Consider the following 12823-nt stretch of genomic DNA (forward strand, 5'->3'; position numbering starts at 1 on the left):
TTAAGTAACTGTATATTAGTTAGTTAACTGATACCAGGAAATAGTTTTTCTTTCCTTTCTGCACCACCAGGTATTTCTCCTGTAGCAGCTCGTAGTTAACCGGCTCTTCCGTACCCTGCACCTTCTGGCGGTTGATGCTCACGCCTCCATTCTTGATCATGCGCTTAGCTTCCCCCTTCGATTCGAAAATCTGCCCTCCAGTTACGTCAGAAAGCAAATCGCTTACCGTAGCTGCTTCTTCGTAGTTGCCTTTGCTCACTTCTATTTGCGGCACACCCTCAAACACAGATAGCAAAACATCCTCTTTTAGGCCTTTCAGCGTCTCTAAATCGCCTTTTCCAAATAAAATTTCAGATGCATCTACTGCTGATTTGTAGTCTTCTTCGGAATGAACGCGAATTGTAACATCTTTAGCCAGGGCTTTCTGCAATACACGCAGGTGAGGAGCCTGTTTGTGCTCTTCTGTCAAGCGCTCAATCTCGTCCTGTGGCAATAGGGTGTATACCTTGATCAGCTTTTCTGCCTCTTCATCCGACAGGTTGAGCCAGAACTGGTAAAACTTGTAAGGAGAGGTATATGCCGGGTCAAGCCAAACATTGCCACCCTCAGACTTGCCAAATTTAGTACCATCCGATTTGGTCACCAATTTACCTACCAGGGCGAAGGCTTTGCCATCGTCGATACGGCGGATCAGCTCAGTACCCGTGGTGATATTTCCCCATTGGTCAGACGCACCCATCTGCAGACGCACGTTCTTATTCTTGTAAAGATGGTAAAAATCGTAACCTTGAATAAGCTGGTATGAAAACTCAGTGAATGAAAGTCCTTCGGCACGATTGCCATCCTCGTCTGCGCTGATGCGCTTCTTTACCGAGTCCTTGGCCATCATATAGTTTACCGTAAGGTGCTTGCCTACCTCTCTAAGGAAACCCAGGAAACTGAACTCTTTGAACCAGTCGTAGTTGTTCACGATCTCGGCTGATTTTTCGCCGCAGTTGAAATCCAGAAATTTCTCTAGCTGCTTGCGTATACCTGCCTGGTTTGCCAGCAGGGTAGTTTCATCCAGCAGATTTCGCTCCGCTGATTTGCCCGATGGATCACCAATCATACCGGTGGCGCCGCCTACCAGCGCTACGGGCTTGTGGCCGGCACGCTGTAGGTGCACGAGCAGCATGATCGTTGCCAGGTTGCCGATGTGCAGGGACGACGCAGTCGGGTCAAAACCGATATAACCCGTGGTCATACCGGAAGCAAGTTGCTCTTCTGTACCAGGCATGAAATCGTGGAGCATGCCTCTCCATCTTAATTCTTCTATCAGATTCATGTAAGCCTAAAAAATCATCAGTTCAGAGCAAATATAGGAAAGAGTTGGCAGAATAGTGGTCTGTCCTGGCTTAACGGCCCAACCAAATGGAAGCTACTTCAAAGGTATAGGGTTGTCCATAAGCTGCAGGCGCTATACCTTCCCCTATGGAGACTTCTATTTTCTCAACCTGACTCAGGTCAAATTGGCCAGCAGATGCGGATTTAAGCCGGAATGGATGAAAGCCCGGGTAAGGCCTTGGCAGTAAGATAAAACTGTCCGGCTGGAGCGACTCCAGTGGGATTTCAATCTCCTGTAACTGCTGTTTAAGCTCTACAGTAGCGGAATAGGCGGCTGCATCTTTTGAGACCAAGGTGACTTTCATTTGTAATGGCACCTTATTCTCTGTTCGTGCTTTGACAATGATGCGTTTGAAATCTGCTAACTCAGCTCGTCTGTTTTGCAGCTTACTGCCGACGAAGTGCTGCCATGCGATAATGGGTTCACCTTCTTTAAGATTTGGCCGGCTGAGTTTTAAGGCCATCTGCCCCGGCGTTTGGATTGTGATCAACTGTCTTTCTTCGCTCCGCCAGAGGTTGGGGTATACGGTAAGGTTCCTGTCGTACGCTGCATTAAACAGCTCCAGCGCACTATTTTCAGCGGCCACTCTCATTTGCCAATAATCCTGCTGCGTATAGTCCCAGGCATGGGGGTTGCCTTTGTGGCCACCAGGGTAGGTAGTAAAGTCGTTCTGTCCTTTCTGCACCAGAATGCGGTACTGTACCAGACCAGGCGTCAGTATATCGACAGGTACTTCAGCTTGCCAGGTATAAGCCACTTTCTCTTGCATGTCAATCGTTTTCCATACCCCTGAAAAGTTGTTCATTAGCAGCGTCACCTTGTCGCCAGGATCTATACATGCTATTACTGCACTGATAGATAGGGATTTGTTGGCAGTTACTTCCTGTTTTGGTTGATGATAAACAGTAGGCTCAGGAGACTGCGGCTGCGGGGCTACAAATTCACTGAGCTGCAGATTATGAAGACTGCTTTGGCTGCGTTTATACCTTTTGCCGCTTCTGATGAGCAGGTAGGTGCCCGGTTGTATCGTAATACTTCCTTGGCTGGCTCTCGTGCTATACCTGTTACCCTCGTTCAATGCTTCAACTGTAAAGGCATCACCCAATTCAGGAAGTCTAACCTGCATGGTATGGGCACGCCATTGAATGCGCACGACCTCTTTCTGTGGTGAGGCCTTCGCAAAGGGATCGGTGACAGGTATAGCGTCCGGCATTACTTCAAGGCGCCACACCCCATTCTCAAGTTTGTCAAGAAAGTAGGCACCGCGACCGCCATAACGCACAACTGGTGAGTAGCCTACACCAGCCAGACGCTCGAGTTTGTTTAAGTTAGTAGGTCTGGTGCTGGTTGTGTTAGCGTAATAAAACTCCTGAGGGGTGTTCATTTCGCTCAACTGCTGCCGGTGACTCACATGGAATACATCAAACACACTATCGGCTGGGTAAGTACCATAGTTTTTCAGGCGGGGTAGTTTCTGGAAGGCTTTGGAGGCGATTAATAAACTGATAGCTTTCTCGGGGGTATAGGCCAGGTTAACGTAATGCGTCTGGTACTCAGTGTTGGCGTAAGCAGTTGCCATGGGGTCATAAGCAAACTGCGTGGCCCACTGAAAGCCCGCATCCCGGAAACTTCGGGACATAGCCGGGTACATCGTTGGCGAGGCAATGTCGCCCGCATCAAACTCATATACCATGCGAGCTTTGCCTGCAAAGGCAGGTATGGTGTCAAAAGGGATGCTATACCTGTCCACGTGAGGCAGGTAATTGCCCTGCAGGGTACGATTTGCAACCAGTCCGGTCGGGTACCATTGGAAGCTAACCCCGTCGATATTAGCGTTGGCCACCGCATCGGCGTAGCGCGGCGATTCGCTGATGTTGTAGAAGATCGGCTTGGTCCAGTCTGTGCCTCTGATGGCCTTCACCATGCGGTTGACATATTCGGTAGCGCGTGCTTTTGGTCCTGTGTGGTGCGGTTCATTGTTTACCTCAGCTGCGATTACATCCGGGTCATTCTGGTAAGAAACCTTGGTGTAAGGGTTAACATGCTCAAAAAATTGCGTCAGGTAGCGCTCCTGCGCCTGGAAAGCTGCCTCTTCCGTTACGGCCTGTTGCTTGTTGTAAATGCTCGAAAAGCCACCGGTTTTATAATCCGGTTCCGGGTAGCCAGGTCCCCAAAAGGCGATGGGGGTGATCAGGATTTTGATATTCCGCTCCTTCAGTTTATAGATCAGGTAGTCAAACAAGCGCAGGTGTTCGTTCTCTAACAAGTTACCCAGCGAGTCACTGATCTCGGTGTCCCAGACATGCACCCGAAAAGCATTAAAACCAAGTCTAGCCATATGGTAAACATCCTGGTCTATAGCTTTTTCAATGTCTATACCTATAGCTTTGTGTGAACGGTAGCCATAGGCGAAAGGTACTGTATAGTTAACACCAAAAAAATTGGCTTCGGTCTTGTCTTTCTGCCAGCGCAGCACACCTTGTTTATCTACGAACACGGCATTGCTGCCCTGGCTGTTGGCCGTCAGCGTACTTCCTATCCAGAGTATGAACACTAGCGCTATACCTATCCGCAGGCTGTTTCGCATATTTTCTTTCTTAGGGTCTAACTTATTTAGTAAAGTGTTTCCATAAAGCCGACCCGTATTTTGGTCTGGAAGTCGCTGATAACCTTGAAGATTTCTTTCAGTGTTACCTGTTCAATTTTAGTCAGTGTCCTTGGGTCAAGCAAGTTATCAGGTTCTTTGCGGTCATCGATGATCTGGATAGCCTGTTTTTTCAGGCGCATCCCCATCAGGTAATAATAAGCTTGCAGCAATTCCTGGCGCTCCTTTTCAGTGAAGATGCCCACGCTGGCAAGGGCTTCCAGTCTTTCCCCCGTATTGGTCAGGAATATACGGTTACGCAGCGCATAAGCCCTGACAAGATCCACAATTGGTGTCATGGTTTTTTTCAGGTTAAACACTTGCTGGCTTCCCTTGCTGAACGTTTTGATGTTGTTGAAGAAGGTAAGCGGCGGTTCATATTGCAGGGCGTTCTGGGCCATGTGATGCAAAAACTTATACCTGGGGCGCTCTAACTCTTCATGCAGAAAGCCTTTGAGGTCATCCATGATGCTTTGTTCCCCATACAGGAAGCGACAATCAAAGAAGGTGGCTACTTTAAGCACCGCCTCCGGGTCAGATTCCTGCAGCCAGTTGCTGTAATTGCGCTTCCAGTGGGAGAGGGAGTGGGTCCACTTTGAGTTTTTGGCCATAAAGCCACCTTCACAGAAACTAAAGCCAATATGATCAAGCCGCTCGGATACAGTGGTGGCGAATGCCAGAAAGTACTCCCGCACCATCTCCCGTTGCTCATTCGCCTTGTCTTCGTAAATGATGGCATTGTCCTGGTCGGTGCGTAAGGTTTGCTCTTTTCGTCCCTCGCTGCCCAGCACCATGAACACAAATTTGGCGGGCGGCGGCCCCATTTCTTCGATGACGCCCTCTATCACATTGATTGCAATCGTATCGGCCACTGTCGTAATGACCTGGTTCACAATTTCTGACTTGACACCGCGGTTAAGCAACTGGTATACCTGCTCCGGCACTTTCTGCCAGCGCTGCCTCAGCTCGGGTACGCTACGGGCTAGTTTGACAGACTGAATAAACATAAACGGAGACTGAGCCAGGCTACTCAGTAATTTGTTTCGACTGATAAAACCAGTATAGCCAGCGCCATCTGTGATCAGTAGGTAGCGGGCTCGTGTCTGAAACATCAGCAGAACCGCTTCATAGATATAAGCCTGAGACCCAATAGAGATAATAGGCTGATCCATAATATCCTGCACTGGCTGGGTATAGGGCACCTGCCTGGCCACCACGTTGTTGCGCAGCGTGAGGTCCGTTACATAGCCCTTGATCTGGCTGTGCTCGTCCTGTACAAAGAGGCAACTCACTTTTTGGCTGATCATCAGTTGAGCGGCTTCGGCAATAGAGGTACTACCGGGGCAGGCTACTATGGTGCGCGGCTCTATGGTTTCGAGCTTACGGGAATAGAGTTGGTCAGCGGCTATATTGTTTTCAGGCTGAATGCGCGATGGCCTTATAAAATGGGCGTACTCCTCATCCAGCATCCGTCGACCGTATTCGGCCGTGAAATAATGAAAGAAGGCTTCATATGCCTGACAAAGCGCTAAAAACTCCTTGCGGTGCAAGGTATAGACTACAGTGCCTTTGCGGGAAATAACAGTTCGGAACGATCGGCGCCGGTTGAGCAGGAGTGAGGCTCCCCCGTAGCAAGTGCCACTAGTGTAGTTTGTTACAAGTCGTTTGTTTTGTTCGCTGTCGTAAAAAAATACTTCATAAGCGCCCCGCACGATCAGATCCACCCCACGTAACTTAGACTCGTCTTGCAGGTATAGGATGCTTTCTTTTGGATGCTGCACCTCCTGAAGCAGCTCTGCTACCCCATGCAGCACTTCATCAGGCAGCACATCAAAAGGCCTGACGGTTTTTAGAAATTCATATTTAGGATTCATGTCAGCAGTAGGGCGATAAGGTATAAGAGGATGATCAATAGCAGAAACCCGATGAAGTACATCAATCTGCGCTGGTGACTGCGCGGCTTTCGTCGAAGCGGCTGTGGAGGAGGAGGTTCCTGCTGTAGTTGTACAGATTGTTCGTCAATGTCGCCTCTGCGCCACAGCTCAAAGAAACAGCGTGCCGTGGCATGGGCATCGTTGCGTGCATCGTGTTCTTTTTGCAGGGCTTCGCCGAACAGGCGCATGTACAGCTCTCCCAGACGCATATGCCGGTGCCTTGCTTCCCGTACAAAGTGATTTGTGGCGAGCATGGTACAGAAAGAAGGCAAATGCTCCAACGGATTGTCAAGCCCCGCTCTGTAAAAGCCCAGGCCCAGCATTTTGTAGTCAAGCTGCATGAAGTGCCCCACAACCAATGGCTGATAGTGAGCCAGGTCCTGCTGCAAAAGGTGTAAGGCCTCGTAGCGACCTGTTCCATTCTTTTCCAGAAAATCCAGGCTGATACCATGTATGCGTTCCGAAACAGCATTCATTTCGTAGTCTGAGGGCTTTATATAAAAGTTTTCAGACTTAATGAACTCGCCTTGTCGGGTATAGACTTCCCAGGCGACCTGTACGATATGGGGCCAGTTGTCGCGGGCCGAATAGGGCATGCTCCAGTCCTTGGGCAAACCCGAGGTTTCGGTGTCGACAAAGAGCAGATAGGTGTTCACTGTATAAAATTAGACAATATTCAGGACAGTCAGAATATATTGGATTTTATTCTTTTTTGGCGCTTCTACCTTTCATTTGCAGCGCAGATACCAGTATATTTGATGTCTGTATACCTGATCGATCACCAATCTATACCTTTCAAACAGCATGTCGCATACCCCAGAGGGCATCATGGAGCAATTAAAGAAGAGGCAGTTCGCCCCTGTGTATTTTCTGCAGGGAGAGGAGCCTTTTTACATTGACCAGATTGCCGATTTTATAGAGGCACACGCCCTGCAGGAGCATGAAAAGGGTTTCAACCAGGTTGTGGTATACGGTAAGGATGTAGATGTGGCCACAGTGTTGCTGCAAGCCAAGCGTTTCCCGATGATGGCGGAGCGCCAGGTGGTGATCGTGAAGGAGGCGCAGAGCATTGTGGACCTGGAACGGGAAGAAGGCATGAAGCAATTGGAGGCATACCTGCAAAACCCGTTGCCTTCTACCATACTGGTATTTTGTCACAAGCACAAAACCCTTGATGGGCGCAAGGCACTGGGCAAAGCTGTGCAGAAGCATGCCGTGCTACTGACTACCAAAAAGCTGTATGACAACCAGATACCTGCCTGGATCACGGGCTATGTGAAGAGCAAAGGTGTGCAGATCAGCCCCAAAGCGGTGCTGCTGCTAAGTGAGTTTATCGGGGCTGACCTGTCGCGGCAGGCAAACGAGATCGATAAGCTGCTGATTAATCTGAAGCCAGGACAGGCGATAGACGAAAGGGTAGTGCAGGAGAACGTAGGCATCAGCAAGGAATACAATATTTTCGAGCTGCAGTCAGCCTTGATAGCCCAGGATGCGCTCAAGGCCAACCGGATTATCCAGTATTTTGAGGCCAATCCTAAAAATAACCCGCTTATACCTAACCTGAGTCTGCTCTTTACGTTTTTCACCAAGCTTTTGACCTTGCACCAGTCAGCTGACAAGTCAGAGTCCGGCGTGAGAAAGAGCCTAGGCAACCGGGGCTTCCTGGTGAAGGAGTACATGCAGGCGCTTCGGGTGTTCCCGCTGGTGCGTGTCGTAGATATCATTCACCATATCCGGGTGGCCGATCTGCAGGTGAAAGGCATAAGTGGCGGCGATATGAGCGAATCTGAAATTTTAAAGGAGCTGGTATTCAAGATATTGCATCCTGTTCCACGAGCTTTGGCTTATAAATAAGTACAATTTTGCACGATCAGCACAATATTTGCTATTGATGCTGCATTGTATAAAGGTGTGGGGGGGGGGCGTCAGGCCTTTTCGGCAGGATGTTTATCGCCTTTGGTTCGTGCGGTTATCGAATTTTAACTAACTTTGAATTTGCCTGTAAGGCATGGCGCCGTCTGGTGCATATACCTGTTTTCTAAGATATAAGTCATAAGAATAGCTCTAACGAGCAGTAAGATACATATGAAGATAGCCTATAAAGTAGCGCTGGCATCGGTTTTGGCTGGAGGAAGCCACATAACGGTGGCTCAGCACACACAGGTGTTCACCGCAAAAGACAAGCACTACCATAAAGGCGTGGAGTTGTTTGACCGAGCCAAGTACGGAGCGGCACAGGAGGCCTTCCGCAAGTACATCAACCTGATCGGTGACGATGCCAAGACGGCGGACGCACAGTATTACTATGCATTGAGCGGGCTATACCTGTTGCACCCTGACGCCGAGCAGCTGATCCTCAACTTCACCCGCAAATTCCCGACCCACCCGAAAACGGCCCTGGCAAATTACGAGTTGGGTCTGTACTACTTCGAGAACAAGGATTACAAGAAGGCGGTAGAGAAGCTCGAGAGTGCGCCGACGCATCTTCTGAGTATCAAGCAGAACAAAGAGCTGGAGTTCAAACTCGGCTATTCTTATTTCGCCAACAAGGATTTCAAAAACGCCAAGATCTGGTTTGACAAGAACAAGACGACCGGCTTTAGAGAGGATGAGCACCGTTTTGCTTATGCATCGAACTACTACGCGGGCTATATAGCTTACCGCGAAGGTGATTATGATGCAGCGAAAGCGGATCTCTTGATCGCCGAGAAAAACGAAGCCTACGCCCAGATCGTGCCTTACATGATCACAGAGATCCTGTATAAGGAAAACGATATCTTCGAAGTGATCCGATACGGGGAGGCAGCACTTGCTAAAACCCCTAAGGTACAGCAGGCCGACGAAATTGCTTTGTTGGTAGGTGACTCCTATTACCAGCGTGCTGAGTACAAGACTGCAGAGCAGTACTTCAGCCAATATGCACAGGGGAAGCGCAAGCTGGATCCGGTAATTCAGTATAAGATTGCCTATACCGACTACAAGAACGGTAACTTTAAAAATGCGATTGCCAATTTCAAAGAAGTAGCCAGCAAGAAAGACGCCCTCGGTCAGAATGCTGCTTATTACCTAGGTATGAGTTACCTGCGCGAGGATAATAAGCAGTATGCCCTTACTGCTTTTGATCAGGCTCGCAAAAATGACCAGGACAAAACTATCACCGAAGCAGCAACCGTTAAGTTTGCACAGGTAAGCTATGAGCTTGGTAACTTCCGCGACGTATTCAACTCGCTGCAGAATTTCAACCAGGAGTTCCCTAAGTCAGCACACGCCGCCGATGTCGACAACCTGCTGACAGAGGCTTACTTCAACTCTAATAACTATTCGGAGGCTATTCGTCACATCGAGAGCATGCCGAACAAGAGCTATAAAATGCTGGAAACCTACCAGCGCGTTACGCACTTGTATGGTGTCAACCTTTTCAACGAAGGCAAGTTCCCGACGGCGGTTTCCCTGTTGGACAAGTCGCTGCAGTATCCATATGATAAGGAAATCACAGCAGCCAGCCACTTTGTGAAAGGTGAGGCTTACTCTATGGGACAGCGTTACGTGGATGCCATCAACAGTTACGCAGCTGTGTTCCGTAACAGTGATGCCCGCAAGTCGGAGTACTACATGAAGTCGCGCTACGGTATAGGCTATGCCTACTACAATAACAAGGAGTACGACAAGGCAATGCCGCACTTCAAGGCTTATGTGGACGGCACCAGCCCAAGCGACCCCAACCACTACGATGCCATGATGCGACTGGCGGACCTGCATTACGTGAACAAGCAGTATGCACCTGCTCTGGCACTTTATGACAAAGTACTGGCTTCTAATTCCAATGACAAAGACTATGTATACTTCCAGAAAGGTATTGTGCTGAGTCTGATGGGCAATAAAGAAGCGGCGAAGCAGAATCTTCAAACCGTGTATAGCCAGTACCAGAAATCGCGCTACGTAGAACCTGCTATTTATCAACGTGCTATCATCGAGTTCGAATCTGGCAATTACGAATCAGCAGTATCAGGTTTTACGGCGCTTATTCAGGGGAAACCTCAAAGCCGCCTGGTGCCGAATGCACTCGAGAAAAGAGGTATAGCCTATGCTAACCTGGGCAAAAACGCTGAAGCTGCCGCTGACTACAAGCGCGTACTCGACGAGTTCCCGAACTCACGTTCTGCCAGTGGATCACTTTACAGTCTGCAGGAGGTACTTGCTACACAGAACCGCAGCAGTGAATTTGATACCTATGCGGAGAAATTCAGAACAGCTAACCCTGAAAGTAATGCGTTAGAAAGCATTGAATTCGAGGCATCTAAAACGCTTTATTTCAACGAGAAATACGATCAGGCGCTGACTAAACTAGAGAGTTATCTGAAGACGTATCCAAACAGTCCGTTTGTAAGTGACGCCCGTTACTTCCTGGCTGATTCGTATTTGCGCACCAACCAGACGGAGCAGGGCTTACAGCGCATGAAAGCCGTTGTAGAAGAGAACAAGAGCGAGTATGTGAACCGTGCCATCCAGAAAGTGGCTGATGCGGAGTTTGAGAATAAGAACTACGCGGAAGCGATCAAGTACTACAGCCGTCTGCGCGACACGGCCATCAACCGTCGTGAGCAGCAAACTGCCTTGACTGGTCTGATGAAGAGCCACTTCCTGTCGAAAGACTATGCGGCATCGAAGCGAATTGCAAACGAACTGATCAGCCAGGGTAATTCCGCGCTTTATGTCTTCAACACAGCTCAGCTGTACAAAGGCAAAGCAACTTATGCCGAAGGTAATTTGGAGCAGGCCTTGAAAGAGCTGCGTGAAGCGGCCTCGTCTGCAACTGATGAAAACGGAGCGGAGGCACATTACCTGGTAGCCGAGATCCTGTACAAGCAGAAAAAGTATGCGGAGTCGATCGATGTGGCCTTTGACTTCAACACGAAGTTCTCCAGCTACGATTTCTGGCTGGGCAAGTCCTTCCTGATCATCGCCGACAACTATGTGGCGCAAAACGAAACTTTCCAGGCCACTTCAACACTGAACTCCATTATTGAGCACTCGCCAGTTCCGGAGATTGTAGCAGAAGCGAAGCAAAAGCTGGCTAAGTTGGGTGGTTCACCGAGTACGGCCCCAGCTGACACAGTGAAGGGAAGAAAAAGATAATGCATCAGATCAAGCTGAAGAGAAACATCAACATGAAGAATAGATTGAAAAAAGCTTCCTTAGCAGCTATTGTGCTGTGTGCTGGATACAGCTTTCTGAACAGTGCTCAGGCACAGACAACAGGCTGGGGCGAAGGTGCCAAACTACAGGATGCGGAAGTAGTGGTAGAAAAGGATCGTAAGATCGAGTTGCCGAGAGCTTCACGCAACTACCAAAAATTTGCGGTGGTGCAGCCAGAGCCGGGCGAACGAAATGTGCGCTACCGTTTCAATGATTACCGCCTGGAGGACCAGGATGTGGACCTGCAGGTGCGTGTACTCACCATCAAGCAGGACGAACTGACCAAACTGTACGGCAATTATGTAAAGGCAGGTATAGGCAACTACGGTACGCTCTACCTGAAAGGCTACTTCCACAACAAGCGCAGCAATGTGGCTTCATATGGAGCGGATGTCAGCCATATCACTTCTGCCAGAGGTCCGGTGGACGGCCGAAATTCTGCCGTAACCAACTCGGCGATCAACCTGAACGGCGAGAGTTACCTGCAAGGCCTCACCTTAGGTGGCAAGCTGGGCTACGGACGCGACAAGTATCATTTCTATGGATACAGCCCGGTGCAGGAAACGACCGTGGACCGCGATACTATCAGCCAGGTATTCAACCGCGTGCATGCCGAAGGGTATATGCATAATCACGGTGCAGGTATGCCCCTTCTGTTCAAAGCCGGTTTGAACGTGAACTACCTGAACGACCGCTACGATATGCGGGAGACAAACATCGCAGCAAAGTTGAACACCGAGTATGGCCTGGATGATGTGTCAGCTTTCAAAGTTGATGCGGACCTGTCAGTGGTGTCGCATAAAGACTCTGCTTCTGTAGGCCGTACCATGTTTAAACTGCATCCGCAGTACGAGCGTCAGCTGAATGCGATCCGTCTATCTATTGGTGCCAATGTCGCTTACACAAGCGATACCGTGAACGACGCGCGCAAGTTCAATGTATACCCAACAGTACGTGTAGGAGTAGAACCTATTAAGGATAACTTGTTGATCTATGCAGGTATAGGGGGTGACTTGCAAAGAGTTACTTTATATCAGCTGACACAGGAGAACCCATTCCTGGCGCCTAATGTACGAGTGGCGGATCAGAACAAAGGACTGGAGGTATACGGCGGTATGCAGGCCAATATTGCCAACTTTGTGCACCTGACAGGACGTGTGGCCTACCAGAACTTACGCAACATGTATTTCTATAACAACTCGGCAAGCGACTCAACTAAGTTTGACCTGGTGTATGATGACGGCGTGACAAATGTTTTGAATATTTATGGGGAGGCTACTTTTAATTATTCAGACGAACTGCGCATCGGATTAAAGGCTGATTATAACAAATATAGCACAGCTACCTTAGAGCAGCCGTTTCACCGTCCGGAGTTGATGGCGAGTGTTTTTGCCACTTACAACTTTTATGATAAGATTCTCTTTAATTCAGAACTTTACTATATTGGAAGTTCTTTCGGGCGCATTACCCGTCCTGACGGCACATTTGTGCTGCGGGAGACAGATACGATCGTGGACCTGAACCTGAAGGCGGATTACAGATTCTCCAACAGATTCACGACTTTCCTGATGGTAAATAATTTGTTTGCGCAGAAGTACGAAAGGTTTGTAAATTACCCGAACAAAAGTATAAACCTGATAGGAGGCGTCTCTTATTCATTCTAAG

7 protein-coding genes are annotated in these 12823 nt (G+C 49.0%); 3 read left to right on the forward strand and 4 right to left on the reverse strand.

Features of this window, described 5'->3' with window-relative positions; genetic code table 11:
* Window positions 1-19 precede the first annotated feature (19 nt).
* From tyrS to Q1A54_RS05875, 4 genes are all read right to left on the reverse strand, one after another.
* A complete protein-coding gene (gene tyrS, locus Q1A54_RS05860; RefSeq protein ID WP_299985810.1) occupies window positions 20-1324 on the reverse strand; it encodes a tyrosine--tRNA ligase in 1305 nt (434 codons plus the stop codon).
* A gap of 70 nt (window positions 1325-1394) precedes the next feature.
* Window positions 1395-3971, reverse strand: a complete 2577-nt coding sequence (locus Q1A54_RS05865; protein ID WP_299985812.1) for a cellulase family glycosylhydrolase — start codon at window positions 3969-3971, stop codon at window positions 1395-1397.
* Window positions 3972-3997: 26 nt separating this feature from the next.
* Window positions 3998-5902 carry a DUF294 nucleotidyltransferase-like domain-containing protein gene (locus tag Q1A54_RS05870; RefSeq protein ID WP_299985813.1) on the reverse strand — a complete coding sequence of 635 codons (1905 nt, stop codon included), beginning with the start codon at window positions 5900-5902 and terminating at the stop codon, window positions 3998-4000.
* A complete protein-coding gene (locus tag Q1A54_RS05875; protein WP_299985815.1) occupies window positions 5899-6618 on the reverse strand; it encodes a 3'-5' exonuclease in 720 nt (239 codons plus the stop codon). Before Q1A54_RS05875 ends, Q1A54_RS05870 begins: the two co-directional genes overlap by 4 nt.
* Before the next feature lie 148 nt (window positions 6619-6766).
* On the opposite strand from Q1A54_RS05875, the gene holA reads away from it, so the two are divergent.
* The 3 genes from holA (at window position 6767) to Q1A54_RS05890 (ending at window position 12822) form a co-directional block, all read left to right on the forward strand.
* Window positions 6767-7816 (forward strand): DNA polymerase III subunit delta, encoded by a 1050-nt coding sequence (holA, locus tag Q1A54_RS05880; protein ID WP_299985816.1) that lies wholly within the window; start codon window positions 6767-6769, stop codon window positions 7814-7816.
* A gap of 231 nt (window positions 7817-8047) precedes the next feature.
* Window positions 8048-11098, forward strand: coding sequence for a tetratricopeptide repeat protein (locus Q1A54_RS05885; protein ID WP_299985817.1), 3051 nt, complete (start codon window positions 8048-8050; stop codon window positions 11096-11098).
* Window positions 11098-12822: a hypothetical protein gene (locus Q1A54_RS05890; RefSeq protein ID WP_299985819.1), complete on the forward strand. Its 1725-nt coding sequence runs from the start codon at window positions 11098-11100 to the stop codon at window positions 12820-12822. The genes Q1A54_RS05885 and Q1A54_RS05890 overlap by 1 nt, the downstream gene beginning before the upstream one ends.
* The last annotated feature ends 1 nt before the right edge of the window (window position 12823 follow it).

It is taken from the genome of uncultured Pontibacter sp. (genome assembly GCF_947502515.1).
In the GTDB taxonomy this organism is placed as follows: domain Bacteria; phylum Bacteroidota; class Bacteroidia; order Cytophagales; family Hymenobacteraceae; genus Pontibacter.